General features: G+C 44.2%; 18 protein-coding genes and 1 pseudogene. 14 read left to right on the top strand and 5 right to left on the bottom strand.

Annotation, left to right across the window (positions count from 1 at the left end; translation table 11 throughout):
• Positions 1–21: 21 nt before the first annotated feature.
• Complete coding sequence (locus Q0C11_RS09600; RefSeq protein ID WP_293007391.1) at positions 22–360, top strand: hypothetical protein; 339 nt, start codon at positions 22–24, stop codon at positions 358–360.
• A gap of 54 nt (positions 361–414) precedes the next feature.
• On the opposite strand, the gene Q0C11_RS09595 is transcribed toward Q0C11_RS09600, so the two are convergent.
• On the bottom strand, positions 415–2076 hold the full coding sequence (locus tag Q0C11_RS09595; protein ID WP_293007390.1) for an alginate export family protein: 1662 nt from the start codon (positions 2074–2076) through the stop codon (positions 415–417).
• A 346-nt stretch (positions 2077–2422) separates the two neighbouring features.
• Here Q0C11_RS09595 and Q0C11_RS09590 point away from each other — a divergent pair, with 346 nt between their 5' ends.
• The 11 genes from Q0C11_RS09590 to amrS all read left to right on the top strand — a co-directional run bounded on the left by Q0C11_RS09590 (position 2423) and on the right by amrS (position 13105).
• Positions 2423–2800, top strand: coding sequence for a hypothetical protein (locus Q0C11_RS09590; protein WP_293007388.1), 378 nt, complete (start codon positions 2423–2425; stop codon positions 2798–2800).
• Between the two features lie 463 nt (positions 2801–3263).
• Complete coding sequence (locus tag Q0C11_RS09585) at positions 3264–4001, top strand: hypothetical protein (protein ID WP_293007386.1); 738 nt, start codon at positions 3264–3266, stop codon at positions 3999–4001.
• A 126-nt stretch (positions 4002–4127) separates the two neighbouring features.
• Complete coding sequence (locus Q0C11_RS09580; RefSeq protein WP_293007385.1) at positions 4128–4586, top strand: hypothetical protein; 459 nt, start codon at positions 4128–4130, stop codon at positions 4584–4586.
• Positions 4587–4640: 54 nt separating this feature from the next.
• Positions 4641–5141: a TlpA disulfide reductase family protein gene (locus tag Q0C11_RS09575; RefSeq protein ID WP_293007384.1), complete on the top strand. Its 501-nt coding sequence runs from the start codon at positions 4641–4643 to the stop codon at positions 5139–5141.
• A gap of 7 nt (positions 5142–5148) precedes the next feature.
• Positions 5149–5421: a DUF4266 domain-containing protein gene (locus Q0C11_RS09570; RefSeq protein WP_293007383.1), complete on the top strand. Its 273-nt coding sequence runs from the start codon at positions 5149–5151 to the stop codon at positions 5419–5421.
• Positions 5422–5462: 41 nt separating this feature from the next.
• Complete coding sequence (locus Q0C11_RS09565; protein ID WP_293007382.1) at positions 5463–8156, top strand: DUF3570 domain-containing protein; 2694 nt, start codon at positions 5463–5465, stop codon at positions 8154–8156.
• Positions 8157–8202: 46 nt separating this feature from the next.
• Positions 8203–9108 carry an FAD:protein FMN transferase gene (locus tag Q0C11_RS09560; RefSeq protein ID WP_293007407.1) on the top strand — a complete coding sequence of 302 codons (906 nt, stop codon included), beginning with the start codon at positions 8203–8205 and terminating at the stop codon, positions 9106–9108.
• Between the two features lie 86 nt (positions 9109–9194).
• Positions 9195–10436, top strand: a complete 1242-nt coding sequence (locus tag Q0C11_RS09555; protein WP_293007380.1) for a lipase — start codon at positions 9195–9197, stop codon at positions 10434–10436.
• A 192-nt stretch (positions 10437–10628) separates the two neighbouring features.
• Positions 10629–11435 carry an AmmeMemoRadiSam system protein B gene (gene amrB / locus Q0C11_RS09550; protein WP_293007378.1) on the top strand — a complete coding sequence of 269 codons (807 nt, stop codon included), beginning with the start codon at positions 10629–10631 and terminating at the stop codon, positions 11433–11435.
• Positions 11425–12015: an AmmeMemoRadiSam system protein A gene (gene amrA, locus Q0C11_RS09545; RefSeq protein ID WP_293007377.1), complete on the top strand. Its 591-nt coding sequence runs from the start codon at positions 11425–11427 to the stop codon at positions 12013–12015. The genes amrB and amrA overlap by 11 nt, the downstream gene beginning before the upstream one ends.
• On the top strand, positions 12008–13105 hold the full coding sequence (gene amrS, locus Q0C11_RS09540; RefSeq protein ID WP_293007375.1) for an AmmeMemoRadiSam system radical SAM enzyme: 1098 nt from the start codon (positions 12008–12010) through the stop codon (positions 13103–13105). The genes amrA and amrS overlap by 8 nt, the downstream gene beginning before the upstream one ends.
• A gap of 159 nt (positions 13106–13264) precedes the next feature.
• Here amrS and Q0C11_RS09535 read toward each other — a convergent pair whose 3' ends face one another.
• The 3 genes from Q0C11_RS09535 to Q0C11_RS09525 all read right to left on the bottom strand — a co-directional run bounded on the left by Q0C11_RS09535 (position 13265) and on the right by Q0C11_RS09525 (position 14673).
• Positions 13265–13447 carry a DUF2934 domain-containing protein gene (locus Q0C11_RS09535; protein ID WP_293007373.1) on the bottom strand — a complete coding sequence of 61 codons (183 nt, stop codon included), beginning with the start codon at positions 13445–13447 and terminating at the stop codon, positions 13265–13267.
• Positions 13448–13644: 197 nt separating this feature from the next.
• Positions 13645–13998 carry a hypothetical protein gene (locus Q0C11_RS09530; RefSeq protein WP_293007371.1) on the bottom strand — a complete coding sequence of 118 codons (354 nt, stop codon included), beginning with the start codon at positions 13996–13998 and terminating at the stop codon, positions 13645–13647.
• Positions 13999–14223: 225 nt separating this feature from the next.
• Positions 14224–14673, bottom strand: coding sequence for a CBS domain-containing protein (locus tag Q0C11_RS09525; RefSeq protein WP_293007369.1), 450 nt, complete (start codon positions 14671–14673; stop codon positions 14224–14226).
• A 667-nt stretch (positions 14674–15340) separates the two neighbouring features.
• Here Q0C11_RS09525 and Q0C11_RS09520 point away from each other — a divergent pair.
• Both Q0C11_RS09520 and Q0C11_RS09515 read left to right on the top strand, forming a co-directional pair.
• A complete protein-coding gene (locus Q0C11_RS09520) occupies positions 15341–15985 on the top strand; it encodes a phosphoribosyltransferase (RefSeq protein ID WP_293007367.1) in 645 nt (214 codons plus the stop codon).
• A gap of 111 nt (positions 15986–16096) precedes the next feature.
• The gene (locus tag Q0C11_RS09515; RefSeq protein ID WP_293007365.1) at positions 16097–16546 is read left to right on the top strand and encodes a hypothetical protein; all 450 of its coding nucleotides are present in this window, start codon (positions 16097–16099) and stop codon (positions 16544–16546) included.
• Between the two features lie 26 nt (positions 16547–16572).
• Here Q0C11_RS09515 and Q0C11_RS09510 read toward each other — a convergent pair.
• Positions 16573–16686 (bottom strand): annotated as a pseudogene (locus tag Q0C11_RS09510) (IS1595 family transposase); the annotation flags it as partial.

Below are 16686 nucleotides of genomic sequence, written 5' to 3'. Positions count from 1 at the left end.
TAATAGCGGATGAAGTAATTTGTGGCTGCGTATTTTGGTTTGCTATTAATCGCTCATCACTCTGAGGTTTTCATTGCTATGCAACCTACTGTTATTATCAATCAACATCGAAATACGGCATTAATCGTTGCCACAAGCGGGAAGAAATTGCTTGTGATTAAGTTAGGTAAAGGCAAATTGGCAGTGACTTCACTTTCGTCACTAGATATTAAAGCTCAAGGTTATGTGGTGAGTAATTATTCACCCAAGTTAGCAGCGCAATCCTATTTGCAGCATGGTGCGGGCGTGGGTGAAAGGGCTAAAAAATATCTGGAAAGAATTGCCCACAGCGAATTCTCAGATAAGTTGATTTTTAACTGATTCTAGGGGTTCTGGCTTGAACGGTATCCGGATCTGAAAGATTTTCGGAGCGATTTATAGCAAACTGATCAATACCTCAAAATACAAGAAATCGGTATTGCCCGAGCGATGGTCAACGCAAGGATGTATGTTGCCACTTGCGCAGGATGGACTGGCTGCAATACGGTTTTTCACAAAATCCTCAGCGGTGAAATGCGTGTAACCGAGAACAGCGGTGATTTTTGGTGTTACTTGGTAACGTACACGTCCTTCCAACGAATGACCGGCAAAATCTCCGCTTTTCCCAGTTCGGTCACGATTGAACCCAGGGTCTTGAACCGTATTGCTGATGTTGCCATCCAGAACGTCGAACATGCGATCGCGTTTGCTGGCTAAAAAATACCATCCATAAGTGAGTTCAAATCCTATTTTTTGCATCGGTTGAAGATCAAATCGAATTTTGGGAGCCTTAAGGTTTTCATAAACGACATAGTGATCGGCGGACCAGGGTCGTGCAAACCCAAAGAAACGATCAAAACGATTGTCCACCCCATCATTGGGATCACGATCGCCGCTGGCGTAGCCGTAGAAACCCGTCAGGCGCGGTTTCCATGGATGTTCATAAGTTCGTCCTACTTCAACAGTATATCCTTGTGCATCTTGTCGCAGTGGGCCGCTATATCCGAACTGGTGATTATAGCTCACATCAAAATCAAAGAGATTGCCTGCCTTGCCGTATGCACGAAACCCCGGCATATGGATTTCCCGATCTAACCGGTTGGTGGCGGTAAAACCATCTGGATTGGCCGTTTGTTTCTGTCCCATATAATATGGTTGTATTGTGATGATGTCAGACCACCTGCGCCAGTGGCCGATAGCACCAAAAAACCATAAGTGATCATTGGCTACATCAAACTTTGTTTGTAGACGCCTAACGGGTTGCAGGCCAAATAGATCAAGCTCCCAGTCATTGACATCGCGTCCCAGATTTAAGCGAAAGCCTTCAAATGTATTGGTGGTATTGCGCCATTCATTGCGCGCAATAAAACGCCGATCGGTTGTTTCATAGGCCATCCGGCCCACGCGAAAGCGAATTGGTCGATCCTGATTCCGATCGTCGACCCCAAGCCCCTTTTTGAAATACAATTCGCCATAGGCGTTGAGTAGATCATACTCATTTCTTTCCTGATCCGTGATGGCATGTTTATTGTTAACGACCCGAGAATCCTGAAACTCTACCGCAAATCGAAACGGATCTAAGATGTCTCTAATGCCTATCCATGCCCGATGACGCAGAAAGATCGGATTGTCTTCCCCCCCTTCGATACGCCGAATGTCGTTATTGCGCCATTCATAACGTGTGCGGTGCTCCAAGCCGACATCAAGCCAGGTTAAATCATTAAAAGCCGGGATGCCGATATCACTTAAGCGGCGTACATAACGCGGTGGGTCCGATTCCGGATTGCTCGCATAACTGTCAGATCGCCGATGATAGCTGGTTGTTTGTTGGCTGACATCTATCTTGGTTTCTGGCACGATGGCTGGCAATGACTTAGAGTTGTCGGCCGATTCTCCGGTAATCGACTTTAAATTTGCAGCGCCTGCCTGAACCATCCATACCACACTTGATTTGTTTACTTTGTTCTCAATCGGTGATAAATCGTTTGAAGCCGCCTGAATGGGTTCGATAAATGTACTCAATGCCACGATATGTAAGAAAAACCAAATAAACTTCACTTTATTCTCCTGCATGAATTGCTTAGTGATACGGTACGATCATTAAAGTTTCTATTTTTTAAAGTAAATGACGCTCAGTTGATTATCTGAATTACATGATTTGAGCTACATTGAACAGCTTTAAAATTGATAGGGGCGAAAGATAGCAATTTTCTGATATAAAGAGAAATATTATTTATTCATTTTTTTATAATAAATATATATATGTAAAACTTGTATTATGTTCATTGTTTTTCGATTTGGATAGCGGCATTTTATAGCAATAATTAACCAGAGAGACAATATAAAAATCATGATCTTATTAGTGATAAATGTGTTGGTACTAAAAAGAAGATTGTTGCTGACAATGCAATGGCTTGTTTGGGTAGCGGTGATTTCTGGATGTTCTGTTTTTATGGCGGCTAAACAGCCGGAAAAAAAAGACATCGATTTATTAAAGGAAGGCGTGACAAGAACTCAATTAATCTCGGAATTTGGTGCGCCGGTGATCAGTGAATATAAGGACGGCAAACGGGTTGAAATTTTCAAGTTTGTACAAGGGTATAGTACCGGCACTAAGGCGGGTAGAGCGTTTCTGCATGGCGCTGCTAATGTTGCAACGCTGGGTCTTTGGGAGCTTGTTGGTACGCCAACTGAAATCACCTTCAATGGTGATGATATGGCATTTCATGTTCAGTACGACGAAAATGACGTTGTGGATGAGGTGCTCATTATCAAAAAATAATAAATGATGACTGCAAAGCGTGTATTTGGAAAATTAGAAAATAACCTCCGGTATTAACCGGAGGTGAAGGGAGGGAACTACGAAATAAATCAAGCAAAAAAGTTTCTTACAGAATGCTGAGCAATTCAGTAATCAAACTCGATCTACATGTCCATATTAGTTTCCTATGTCTGCAAAATCAATGTGACAAATTGTCGCATCCCTCTAAAATTCAAGAAAAAGCATGATTCAGATTAATTTTTCGAAAGCTGTGGTTGTGAGGTGCGACAATTTGTCGCATTGAAATTCATCGTCAAGGGTTAGATAATCAATTAAGCGTTTAGAAAATGCGAATGCATTTAGCTGGCAGCAAGCACGGTGTTGAAACTGCGATTTCAAGATTCTAGAAGCTTAAGATAAAAATCGCGCTCAGTTGCGAAAACAGAATATCAGGGATATTTAAATTAACTAAAAAGGAAGTGAAATGGCAAGTCATAACAAAATTAAATTTATATCAGGTTCAGTAATTGCTGCGGCAATTTCAGTCATCGGTCACAATGCAGTTGCTCACACTGTGCTTGAAGTTCCATCCATCGTTGAAGGTGCCAGAGTTTCGAATAATGTTGTTGTCGGTCATGGCTGCGGAGAAATTAATGTCATAGGCACCAGCGTGGTATTCCCTGATGGCGCGGATTCAACCATCACGGTTGATGGCCAGCCGCATACCGGTGACTTGACTGAGTTTATACAAAACTGGGGAAATCTGAATACGAAAATATATAGTAAGGCAGTTTTTACCTTTCAAGGTGAGAAACAGGATGCTAATGGAAATGTTTCGGGTTTCTGGGCCGGCGGTGGCGATTCTTTGCCGCATGAAATGGCTGGTTTTATTCCATTTAGAACCAGTGCAGCAATTATCGAGCCAGCCTCTTGCGCAGCCAGTGTGAAATTTCATATCAATATCGTTGATATTTGCCAAATTACACCAGTTTCTGGATTTAGCGCTGAAACGGTTAATTTGTGGACAGTCGCTGGATTGGGTACGCCTTACGATCGCCCAGAAGATGGCGCAGCATCACTGACCATTACGCGTAGCGAAACCAATCCTTTGCCAGAATCTTGTGGAGGAACAGGTCAAGTTGTTGAAGTAAAGCCTTCAGCAGCACAAGTTAACCGCGATATGCCTATTATTTTTAATGGCAATCAGGTCTGGCCGCAATAATTCAAGCTTCATTCACGCTTGAAAAGAAAATGATTGCAGGCGCATAAAAACGCCTGTGATCGGCTCATCAAATGTGCTAGAAGGTATGGTGTATTGGGTAGTATAAGTTATTAGTGAGGTGCGATCATGCCGCAACAATTTTTACAAAAAACAGCAACAACTATTTTAACTTTGGTTGTACTTTGCTTTGCTTCTGTGAGTCATGCGCATGATGCCGGGGCTACTATGGACCCTGAAGGCAATATCGCAAGTTTTACCGGATATGCGCAAGTTACTTGCTTTAACGATGGAAATGGGCCTGCCAACCGTTTGGTTGCCAGTGTTCAAGATACTTCGCTGCCACAAGCAAACTTATTAGTGAATTTGCAAATTATCAAGGGAGCCAGTGCAATCAGTACGACTGACCCTGTTTCTGGCGATGGAGCTTTTAGTCCCGAAGTCAGTGTAGCTGGCGGAGAGGGTGTGTATCTATTGCTTGTGAACAAAACGGGCCCGGGCCCACGTTCGTTTATTGTGTCATATCATTGTATGACAGCCGATAATGCTCATACGGGTACGGATATTAAGGTTAATCAATTTCAATAATGACGATTATGTATTTTTGAAATGTGTTATTGAATCATAGAGGTGGTTTTGACTATGAAAGAAATAAAATTTTCTTATTTTGCTATTGCATTGCTGTTTGTGTGTACTACATCCTCATACGCAGGGCATCTGGAGCAACTTTCTTCTTCGTGTCATTTGACCACGTTGGAAGGAGATCCGACTTATAATCTGCAAGAATTGAAAGGCAAGGTGGTGTACATGGACTTCTGGGCTTCATGGTGTCCGCCGTGTATAAAATCTTTCCCATTTCTAAATCAGTTGGATCAGGACTTAAAGGATAAAGGCTTGCATGTGGTTGGTATCAACCTGGATGAGAAAGTGGCCGATGCGCAAGAATTTCTTGCGAAAAATCCGGTGGATTTTTCGATTGTGGCCGATCCCAGTAAACAATGCGCCAAAGTACTTGAGTTAATGGCGATGCCAACATCCTATTTGATTGATCGCAGTGGTAACGTTCGTCACATTCATCAGGGATTTCGTTCGGGTGAGTCAGAAGAATTGCGCGCTTTGATTACGCAACTGTTGCAGGAGTAAACACTAGGTGTCTAGATTTGCAGCGCTTACGACTCCGATTCCAATGATTAAGCGAAATATTCGCGCTATAACCGCCAGTTATTTTATACTGGCAGCATGTATTGTTTTGACAGGTTGCGCGAGCGTGGCGCCTTGGGAACGCGGCAATCTGGCAAAACCGCAGATGGAGATCGATCCTTATCCTCTGCAAAGTGAAATCCAATCCCACAACTATAGCAGCCGGGAAGCTGCGCCCAGTCATAAATCTTCTTCTGGTGGCGGGGGGTGTGGCTGTTATTAAAGCCAGGTCCTTCCCGGAACGGCGATTGAGGTAAACACAATTTGCACCGAAACAGTAAGCCTCAACGTCAAAGTGGGAATCGGCCATTCTCCAACACGAAACTAGCACCTCCAGAAAAATCAAGGAATGCACTCCAGGCACTGACTTCCGCAGCCTTGGTTTTGCCCGGTTTGTTAATGACGCCGGGGTCTGCAGCAGGACAAGATCGAGTCAATTTCCAGTATAGTCGCTACCAGGAAGGCGAGCGTAATCTATTCGGTGCTCCCAATAATTTAAAACCCATTTCAGCAGATGTCTTGCACGGTAGCGGGGTTTTTTCGCTCAACGATCGTACCAAATTCACGTTTGGATATACTCAAGATACCTGGTCCGGTGCCACACCAGTCACTACTACACCGTTGGCTACTACTGGCGGAAATCGTCCGTATTCGGTTAATGGGGAAGTAGTCGGCGCCTCTCCAATTGCCAATAGTACAGTACTTTTAGATCAGGATTTAAATCCTATCAGACAATTAACCGGCGGTATCGATAACCGATCGGTATTGGTCATGTCGTCAGCTTCTCCGGAAACACGTCGCCAGGCTAACTTTGGTTTGAGCCATGAATGGAATGAAGCAGCAATCAATGTCGGCGGGGGATTTTCCCGGGAAAGGGATTATCAATCAAGCTTCGGTTCTATTGGTGGTCGGCTGGATTTTAATCAGAAATTGACCAGTGTGAAATTTGGCGGCGGTTATACATCCAGTAAAATCGGAGCGATTCTCGATCATGATTCATCGCCCTATATCACCAAAACGGCGTATGAACAGCAGATTGTGAAACGAGATGGTTCGGATATTCTGCGAGGGGAGCGGCAAGATTGGGTTTCGAATATTGGATTAACACAAATTCTGAATAAAAATGCATTGGTCGACGCCAATATCAGTTATACACATAGCTCTGGTTTCCTGGAGAATCCTTATAAGGCAACTTCGATCATTTTTATTGATCCGGCTAATTTGAACAACAACTTGATCAGGGGTGATGTGCGCGCATTGATTGAGCAGCGCCCGAATATCCGCAATCAGGTCGCTCTAAATGCCAAGTACATCCATTATATCAACACGTTCAATGCGGCGATGCACCTGGGTTACCGGTTATCGGTCGACGACTGGGGTGTGAATACGCATACGTTCGATGCCAGCTGGGTGCAACCGATTGGCAGCGGGTGGACGCTGACACCCCGAATTCGCTATTACTCACAGGATTCTGCCAGCTTTTATCGGCCCTATCTGTTTTCTCAACAGGCGTTCAGCAAGCAGGAAATCGATAGTTTGGGGCGCAAGGTCTGGATTGATACTAATAATCCAACCAAACAGTATTTCGGTGAGAATCTATTTGATCTGGTCGATCAGAATGGCAATTCAGTGGATGGGTTTGCAGTAGGTGCTAGGGAAAAAACAATATCTTATGACGCTGGTAAACTACCTAACAATTTCTCTAGTGATCATCGCCTAGCGGGGTTTGGCGCACTTAGTGGTGGCGTGGTATTGAGTAAAATGCTCGGCAAAGGCGTCGCGCTGGAAGCCGGTTTTGAATACTATACTCGTGCCAGTTCGATGCAGATCGGCAGTGGCGGGAATAACAGTTTTGCTGATTTCGATTACTATGTGGCGAATGCGGCGATAAAGTTTGACATTGATTCGACGACTTCCCTGCCGATGGGTGGTTCTGGCAGTACTTCCACATCGCACGCTCATGCTTCGCAGCATCATCATACTCTGCCTCCCGCAGGGGTCATGTTTGGCCACATGCTCGACAAACCTGGTGATTTTATGGCCGGATATCGATTTATGTACCAGTGGACCGGTAGCTCTATGATGCACGGCACGCATAAGGTGAATGATCAAACGATAGTGGATCAGGGTTGCAATAGCGAGTCTTGTCGGTTTACGCCGACATTCATGGATATGCGTATGCACATGGTTGATCTCATGTACGCCCCCACTCATTGGCTCAATGTCATGTTAATGCCGACATTTATGGATATGGACATGAATTTGCGCAGATTGAACGGAGCCCCTCCCCCTACACCAGGCGTGCATGAACATACCGGCGCGGCAGGGCATGAAACCGGTGCTGTGGGCGATACTTATTTTTCATCGCTGATCAAATTGCTGGATATTCCCGGTCATCGTGTGCACGCGAATCTTGGGTTCAGTGCACCGACCGGGAAAGTGGATATCGAACTGCGCCGCATTGCCAAGATTGATGGGGGATTAATCCATTTTGGCATGCAGTTGGGCAGTGGCACCTGGGATTTTACCCCGAGCTTGACTTATGCGGGCGAACACAGCCGCTGGTCGTGGGGTACGCAATTGAGCGGTATCAAGCGTTTGGAAGCACAGAATAAATCCGGCTACCGCTTGGGTGACCAGTTTCAGGCGACAACCTGGGGCGGTTACGATTTGACGCATTGGCTGACCGCTACAGTGCGAGGTGCTTATACATGGCAAGATGCGATACATCGGGATTTTAATCAATTCAACGCGCGTATCGGCCCGATGGATTTTCCATCCAATTATGGTGGACAATTTTTTGATATGGGATTCGGTGTCAATGCGCAGATTCCCCGCGGAAGGTTTGCCGGAAACCGATTCGGAGTTGAATGGTTGCAGCCGGTCAGGAACGATTTCAATGGATACCAGCTTAACCGGCAGGGTATGCTGTCAGCGACCTGGAGTTATCAGTTTTAAACGAGTTGAGTCATTAAATAATAATTCATTGGGTGTGTGATTTGTGATGGCGCAATTGAAGTACTATCACTATGATTTTAGCGCGATGGGATCGCCTTGCTCGATTCAGCTTTATGCCAGCCATGAGAAAATGGGTAAGCGTGCCGCCAAATTGGTCATGGACGATGTGTATCGTCTGGAAGCAAAATATTCTCGTTATCGAACAGACAGTTTTTTATCCGATATAAACCGCATCGCAGCGCAAGGCGGTCACATTCGTGTAGATGATGAAACTGCCGGATTACTCGATTATGCCGACACGTGCTATCAGCAAAGCGATGGCTTGTTTGATATCACTTCCGGGATTCTACGCCGCGCCTGGAATTTCAAATCTGGAAATATACCTGATCCAAAAATTATTCAATCCTTTCTGAATAAAATAGGTTGGCAAAAAATTGACTGGCAACGTCCGGTTCTGCGATTTTCTGCTGCTGACATGGAAATTGATTTTGGCGGTGTGGTCAAGGAATACGCTGTCGATCGCGCCGCTGCCCTATGTTGGGATGCCGAAATACATCATGGACTGATCAATCTGGGGGGCGATATCAGAGTCATCGGCCCGCACCAAGATGGTAGTCCTTGGCGTGTAGCTATCCGCCATCCACGTAATCCGGAAGGTGTATTGCAAACGCTGTTATTGCACTCTGGAGCATTGGCCAGTAGCGGGGATTATGAGCGGTGTATCACGTTGAATGGTACTCGGTATGGACATGTGCTTAACCCCAAAACCGGTTGGCCGGTGCATTTTATGGCGGCGGTCAGCGTATTGGGGGAATTCTGCGTGGTTGCAGGCAGTGCTTCGACCATTGGTATGCTGAAAGGAGAGGATGGAGCTGTGTGGCTAAATACTTTGGGTTTGCCGCACTTGTGGGTTAATGTGCATGGGGAATCCGGAGGATCATTGATGGAGTGAACTGAACGATATTATTTAAGCCTACCTATTTTCTGAAAAATGATTAAACTGCTAGGGTTTGATTAAATTCATTAATGAGTCATTTTATGAAACTAAGGTATTCTAATTTCGCCAGACTGATCAGCGTTGTTACGCTGGTTTTTTCTGTATCTACAGTCAAAGCACAACCGGAAGAATGCGCTAATTTGACAGTACCCGTTACGGTTATTGAATCCACGGGTTTGGTGTGTTTGCAAAAAATCATCGTGACCGATTCATTGGGCGATCAGTTATATAAAGCGTCGTTACAGTGGTTGGGTGCAGATAATCCGAACCGATTTTTATTGTTGAGCGCAGAGTTGGATGATGCTTCCGATGTGCATAGCCCAAAGTTCTCTTTTCTCAATGGCGTGCTGACCTTGCCTAAAGTTGATGTTCCGATGCTTTATGGAACCGAGCGTTATACGGTTAGTTTAACCTGGGTGACAGATGGCGATGATGCGACCGTTGATGCAGTCTCAGTATTTGAGCTGAATACGGTTGCGCTCTATAACAATCCCGATTATGTGCCCAATGTCACTTGGAAACCTTATGGCATGCTGTTTCCCGAAGAGCGGCGTGCAGTTGACTTGCTGGTGCGGTCTATTCCCTACGCGCGACTGGCTGATGCAATCTATGATTTTGATAACATAGAGGTTGGCTCCTGGGAATTGATTAGATCCACTGGAACAAGCTCTGGGATGGATGCAGGCGTTTATAGAAACCGCGATAGCGATGAATTAGCCCTGGTATTCCGCGGTACTGAAACTTGCGACTTTCCTTGTTCATTTAAGGAGCTTGAAGATACTGCACGGGATGCCATAGCTGATGCGGCCATAGGCACGGGTACGGTCAGCGACCAATTTAAAGATGCGTTTAGATTTGCTCAGGATGTGATTATTCAATATCCCGATGAGAAAATTACGGTGGCAGGGCATTCTTTAGGGGGTGGGTTAGCGCAAGCGATTGGCGCGGTTCTAGGATTGGAAACATTTGCATTTAATTCCTCCCCTGTTCCGGACCATTTTTTTGATACTTATACTATTTCACCTGCCAACGAGCAGCGGCTACGAGAATTAATTTATGTGCTTGCCGATGTTCATGATCCGGTTTCGAATACGGATAAAACTGGGAAAATATATTTAGATTCTCATCATGTAACACCCTTAATTCAATTTAATTTTGATTCGCTGGAAATTTTGCCTAATCGTAATGTTGATCTGAAAGACTTGAGATTTGACCGTCATAAGATTACAGAATTAGCTGATAATGCAACCCAACTTATGGCTATATATCAGGGCGGATGGTAATAGGGTATTACGTTCATGCGTTGAAATTACACGCTCAGTAACGGGTTATTTTTCTGTGGATATAATAGCAACCTACTGATTTTGCTAAAGGTTCAATGGAAAAAATAACTATGAATTAGTTGGATAGATTTGCAATTTATTTCTTGATTTCGTGTCTGATGGGGATATCGTGAATCAACAAGAGAATGCACTATGACCACTATTCGCTCTCCTGCAGTCGCCAGTTTATTTTATCCTGCAGATGCACAGCAGTTAAGGCAGGATGTGCAATCTTTGCTTGCGAAAGCAGACGGGCATGATTTCAAGCCAAAAGCGTTAATCGTTCCACACGCCGGATATCAGTATTCAGGCGCTATCGCGGCAGCGGCTTATGCCACTTTACGTACGGTCGCCGCAGACATTCAGCGTGTTGTATTATTGGGGCCCGCGCATCGGGTAGCTATACATGGCTTGGCTTTGCCAGGCGTAGATGTTTTTACTACACCGCTGGGCAGCATAAAAGTGGATACACATTGGGTCAATTTAATCGCTCATTTGCCGCAAGTGAGCGTCAGCAAAGCAGCGCATGCACTGGAACATTCCCTGGAAGTACAGCTCCCGTTTTTACAAAGTATACTCAATGCGTTTACCTTACTACCATTGGCGGTTGGCATGGCTTCAGCTGCAGAAGTTGCCGAAGCATTGGATTATCTGTGGGGTGGTGAAGAAACGTTGATCGTGATCAGTTCTGACTTGTCACATTATTTACCTTACGCAACCGCGCAGCATATCGACTATCAAACGGTGCAATCAATATTGCAATTGCAGCAACCGATTCCACCAGATCATGCCTGTGGAAGCGTAGCGATCAATGGTTTGATTGTTTCTGCACAGAAACACCAGTTAATGCCGCATTTGCTGGATTTGAGGAATTCCGGAGACACTGCGGGAGCGCGGGATCAGGTCGTCGGTTACGCAGCTATCGCATTTGATCAAGGGAGGTATGCGCATGTCGCTTGATAACAATCAGCAAGGGAAGATTTTGCTACAAATTGCACGTGCAGCTATTGCTCGTGCTTTGCATGTTCCCTGCACAGCAGTAGCAGTGGAGGAAAATATGTCTTGGCTTTGCAAGCCGGGAGCAACATTTGTCACTTTAACCCAATGCAGTGAATTACGAGGCTGTATCGGTTCTCTGCAAGCGTGTGATCCATTGCTTGAAGATGTCAGCAATAATGCCGTTCTGGCTGCGTTGCACGATCCTCGTTTTTTGCCACTGGTGGAGGATGAGCTTGATACGGTAGCAGTCGAAGTTTCGTTGCTATCGCAATTGCAACCGCTGGGTTTTACCAGTGAGGCCGATGCACTGGCACAATTGCGTCCGAATATTGACGGCATTGTGTTCGATTGCGGATCTCATCATAGTACGTTTCTGCCCCAGGTATGGGAGAGCTTGCCTCAACCCCAACAATTTCTCGCCAAGTTAAAATTGAAAGCTCGATTATCTGAGGATTTTTGGTCTGAAGAGATCCAGTTATCTCGATATACCGTTAGCAAATGGCGGGAAATAGAGGGTTCCAAGGAGTGCATACATGGATGAACTAATTAGCGCCACGCAACACCATCCAGCCAAATATTGGCATTTGCTTGACGATGGCCGGATTCAGTGCGATTTATGTCCGCGTGATTGCAAGCTGCATGATGGGCAACGTGGCGCGTGCTTTGTTCGTGGGCGCGCCGGCGCTGCCATGGTGCTGACTACTTATGGGCGTTCATCCGGTTTTTGTGTGGATCCCATTGAGAAAAAACCGTTAAATCAATTTTATCCGGGCAGCAGCATTCTATCCTTTGGTACGGCAGGTTGTAATCTAGCCTGCAAGTTTTGCCAGAACTGGGATATTTCCAAATCACGCAGCTTTGATAAATTGCTCGACCAGGCCAGTCCGGAAGCTATTGCACGCTGTGCGCAACAATATGGTTGCAAAAGTGTTGCATTTACATACAACGATCCGGTGATTTTTGCCGAATATGCGATGGATGTGGCAGATGCTTGCCACGCTATGGGACTCAAAACCGTTGCAGTGACTGCGGGGTATATTCATGCGCAACCGCGCCGGGATTTCTTTGCCAAAATGGATGCTGCCAATGTTGATCTTAAGGCATTCACCGAAGAATTCTATGTCAGGCAAACCGGATCACATCTGCAACCGGTGTTAGACACACTAAAATACCTGCGGCATGAAACCCATGTATGGCTTGAATTGACGACTTTATTGATTCCTGGTTTAAATGATTCAAATCAGGAAATCAGCGCGATGAGTGAGTGGATTTTTAAAGAACTGGGAGCCGATGTGCCGCTGCATTTTAGTGCTTTTCATCCGGATTACAAATTGAGCGACATACCGCAAACACCGACTGAAACCGTAATCAGGGCACGCAATATTGCGCTGAATGCCGGTTTAAACTATGTGTATACCGGCAATGTGCATTATACAGAGGGTGATACTACTTTTTGCCCATCCTGTGATAATGAATTAATCGTGCGTGATTGGTATGAAATTAAGCAATATCATTTAACTGCGGACGGACGTTGCACAAATTGCAATGCTGCAATTGCAGGTTGTTATGATCAATTTGTTGGTCAATTCGGCAGACAACGTATTCCGGTCAAAATTGGGGCGACAGTATAACAGCGTAAAATTGCCAGTCGTTTCGGATGAATTTCCAGGCAAACAAGAACTGCCGCTGCGCCGCATTATTTGAGCATCACAGTAATTGCTGACAAGCCACTGAATATTAGCGTTATAGATAATATCTTTAATCGCCTGAGTTATTTGTTTTTGTTTGGTTTATTCAGCTTTATTGATCATGAATCGGAAATCTGTATCATCCAGATCATCAGATTCCAGTTCACTGTCTACTTCGGCTTCAGTTTCTAGCCAATCCTGCACCATAGCGACTTCATTATTGCTAAATCCCCGCTTTTCAGCATGGTAATAGGCTGAGGTTGCTATTGCTTCCTCACGACCCATTAATTGATCTTCATTTACTATCTGACTAACCAACGTATTTTGTGCATATTTTGATAAAAGTTACCAATAAGCGATTTGATGTGGATCAAAAGTTATTAAAAAGATCAGTGAATTTAAAAACATTCTTCAATGGTGCACTAGTGAGCTGAATGAAAAGTGCAGCTAATACCACGCCTATTTGCGGCGGGGTGTTTTATTTAGGCAGATTTCTTATTCATTGATGCAGGTCGTTTTTGGAAATCTTTTGAGAGCCCTTCGTATATTCCTAACGTAGCACATATTTTCTGGAATTCTCTACGGATACTAGCCGGTGGTCTTTTTAAGTAAGCCGCAAGAATTCGGGTATCGGTTGTTTCAAGAATGAGACTTGCTTCCAGTAATTGATGCAGCGAAGGCGTCAATAGTTTATTGCTATCCAGTGCCTCAATGAGATGCGCTGCATGCATTTTTGCACGCCTTAGCTGGGCTGCTTCATAAAACGGATAGTTATTGTTGCGTAGATTAGCCTGATGATTAATATCAAGTTTAATTGCAGTTGGGAGTTGTTTCATCTGGGTTACTCCTTGTATAAGGTGATAATATCCAGGATAGCAAAGATATATGACAGGAATATAACAAGACACAATCTTGCTTTATGCAATTATAATTTATCTTAGATGCAATAAAATTACAATGTGACAAATTGTCGCTCTTCATCTCGGCGCGTTTGGTCGGGAATTTGATGAGGCTTGTTAGAATCATGCGAACCAACCCGGTTATTTAAAATCCCTAATTTACTAGGGACGATGCCGAATCTCTTTTTTCTGCTCGTATTTGACCAGCTTGGCAAGATCAAGCATTGATTCGGACAACCATTGCAGGGCGTCATCCAGCGTTAGAATGCCAATCAATTCGCCGGCATCGTCGACTACTGGCAGGCGCCGGATAGTTTTACGACGCATTAATTCGATCGCCTCATGTGTTTCGGTATTTTCTTTTATGGTAAATATATCCGGCGCCATAATATCGCCCACTGTGATTACTGTTTCGTCCAATTCTGTTGCCATAACTTCGACAATCAAATCACGATCCGTGACTATTCCTATTGGTATTGCGCGGCCATTGGGTTTGTCGATTACGATGACGGCACCCACATGAAACTGACGCATCAGTTTGGCAGCTTCTTGAACGGTTTCATCCTGTTGAATTACAATTACTTCGCGATTACAAATTTCACCGATAGTCATTTGATGCTCCTTTCTTGTGATCTGAATAAGACAACTGTATGAATCGACTAATGCGACTCATTAACAGGTTACTGAAAAACTATCCGCATTGTCGCTGCGGTGTTATAAGCAGGCTCAAAATGCTCATTTATTATGCATGAACTGTGTTTATCGCCTGTTTTTGTCTTTCATCAGCTGCTTCGAAAAAGTTTTTCAGGACCTGTTAACGTGTAAAGAATTTTCTACTTGGTTAAATGGATGCTTGAGTTTTTCATTTTCCGCAAAATGATGGATCACATTTATAATTTCATCACGGCGTGTGCTTTGTGTATTCATGATCAATTTCCTTAGAAACAACGGGTTTAATTTGGGTCTAATGCTGTCTATTCACTCTACTCGGAATAAGAGTTTTTTAATAATAGACCACTACTGAGTATATCTTGATCGCTTTGATGATTTTGTCAAGCGCTTCAGTAGTGCTTGTTATCAATCCTAAACTATCGCCAGATTAGGATTTTGTAGCTTTCTATTTTTACAGAGTAAATTTCTTATCCAGCTTATTAATTCAATTTCTAACTGCTCTGAATTGTTGCAAGAATCGAGAACGGTCATTGTGGCAGGTCAGCTATAGCAGTTTTGTTGATTGGCTGATATTAATTCATGTTTTTATTAGGCTAAGGAGCAATTCATGATTTTCTCTGATCGCATTGTTGCGGCCAATAAAATGGCAGAGGCACTTTCTGATTACCGTGGTCAACATCCACTGGTGATGGCGATTCCTAGAGGCGCAGTACCGATGGCCAAGGTAATTTCGCAACAATTGGGTGGCGAGTTGGATGTGGTTCTGGTGCGGAAATTGCGCGCCCAAGATAACCCTGAGTATGCAATTGGTTCTATCGATGAAAGCGGCTGGGTGTATTTGACAGAATTTGCCGAACGGATGGGCGCAGATGAAAGTTACGTCAAACAGGAAATTGCGGATCAATTGAAAACTATTCGGCAACGCCGTGCGCAGTATACCCCAAACCGAGCGCCAATTGATGTTGCAGAACGTGTCGTGATCGTTATCGATGATGGATTAGCCACAGGATCTACGATGATTGCCGCATTGCATGCGTTACGTCAGAAGAAGCCGGCAGAATTGATTTGTGCAGTGCCTGTGGCACCACAAGGCGTTGTAGAAAGTTTATATGGAAAAGCGGATCGTGTTGTATGTTTATCATCTCCATCGGATTTCTATGCGGTTGGTCAGTATTATTTGAATTTTCCGCAAGTGAGCGATGAAGAAGTGATCGCTTGTCTTGCCAGCTTAACCAAGTCAGAAATTAATTAATGTAATTCCCCAAGATTGCATTTGCGTGAATTCGCCGAAGTGAACCATAATCGCGATTATTAATCGAAACGCTCATTCACTTTGGTTTTACTTACTCATGACGATTGACCTATGTATTTCGACAAAATTTATAGATTACAAACAGGCGTAAGTTTTAAAGTTTCAACGCTTGCTTTACAAGAATTGATTGCCAGCGCCATCAATGGACAAAAATTTTCTGAGCTGGAAAGTATACGCAGCACGACAGATTTGCATGACTACTTGTCGGTTATTGTTTGCGATGGGGCTGAGGGTTTAATTATTAGACGGCAGCGTTGGTTAGATCAAAAAATTAAATCTGCCTTAACTGCGGGGCATCCAGTTTCATTTCATAGTTTTTGCAATCTTTTCTGGCGTAATCTTGATGAAGATGATCCAGATGGAGATGAATGGCACCAATTAATGGCTAGCGATCAATTCTATTTGCAATTAACTATTCTGCTCAATAAGTTGCGCATAGTGGAACGGAGCCTGTTGCAGCGCAAGGAAATGATTCCGGATTTGTTTTTGGGGTCAACTTGAGAACAGATGGAGATATTAATGATTGGCTATGTCACAATTAGTTGTTGAACCTGCCTTGTTTTGCCAAGAGATGCTATAAAACAAAGGATTGGTGTAATACTTTGACCGAGACGGTCAATCATTCTGTGCCATCCGAGGTA

Origin of the sequence: Nitrosomonas sp. (assembly GCF_022842015.1) — a bacterium.
Classification (GTDB): Bacteria; Pseudomonadota; Gammaproteobacteria; order Burkholderiales; family Nitrosomonadaceae; genus Nitrosomonas.
This window is presented reverse-complemented; position numbering and strand designations above follow the sequence as displayed.

What these genes read in the sequence shown, in the direction of transcription:
- Q0C11_RS09590 (WP_293007388.1), top strand. Translation starts at nt 2,423, where the DNA reads ATGCAATGGCTTGTTTGGGTAGCGGTGATTTCTGGATGTTCTGTTTTT.
- Q0C11_RS09585 (WP_293007386.1), top strand. Translation starts at nt 3,264, where the DNA reads ATGGCAAGTCATAACAAAATTAAATTTATATCAGGTTCAGTAATTGCT.
- Q0C11_RS09580 (WP_293007385.1), top strand. Translation starts at nt 4,128, where the DNA reads ATGCCGCAACAATTTTTACAAAAAACAGCAACAACTATTTTAACTTTG.
- Q0C11_RS09575 (WP_293007384.1), top strand. Translation starts at nt 4,641, where the DNA reads ATGAAAGAAATAAAATTTTCTTATTTTGCTATTGCATTGCTGTTTGTG.
- Q0C11_RS09560 (WP_293007407.1), top strand. Translation starts at nt 8,203, where the DNA reads ATGGCGCAATTGAAGTACTATCACTATGATTTTAGCGCGATGGGATCG.
- Q0C11_RS09555 (WP_293007380.1), top strand. Translation starts at nt 9,195, where the DNA reads ATGAAACTAAGGTATTCTAATTTCGCCAGACTGATCAGCGTTGTTACG.
- amrB (WP_293007378.1), top strand. Translation starts at nt 10,629, where the DNA reads ATGACCACTATTCGCTCTCCTGCAGTCGCCAGTTTATTTTATCCTGCA.
- amrA (WP_293007377.1), top strand. Translation starts at nt 11,425, where the DNA reads ATGTCGCTTGATAACAATCAGCAAGGGAAGATTTTGCTACAAATTGCA.
- amrS (WP_293007375.1), top strand. Translation starts at nt 12,008, where the DNA reads ATGGATGAACTAATTAGCGCCACGCAACACCATCCAGCCAAATATTGG.
- Q0C11_RS09535 (WP_293007373.1), bottom strand. Translation starts at nt 13,447, where the DNA reads ATGGGTCGTGAGGAAGCAATAGCAACCTCAGCCTATTACCATGCTGAA.
- Q0C11_RS09530 (WP_293007371.1), bottom strand. Translation starts at nt 13,998, where the DNA reads ATGAAACAACTCCCAACTGCAATTAAACTTGATATTAATCATCAGGCT.
- Q0C11_RS09525 (WP_293007369.1), bottom strand. Translation starts at nt 14,673, where the DNA reads ATGACTATCGGTGAAATTTGTAATCGCGAAGTAATTGTAATTCAACAG.
- Q0C11_RS09520 (WP_293007367.1), top strand. Translation starts at nt 15,341, where the DNA reads ATGATTTTCTCTGATCGCATTGTTGCGGCCAATAAAATGGCAGAGGCA.
- Q0C11_RS09515 (WP_293007365.1), top strand. Translation starts at nt 16,097, where the DNA reads ATGTATTTCGACAAAATTTATAGATTACAAACAGGCGTAAGTTTTAAA.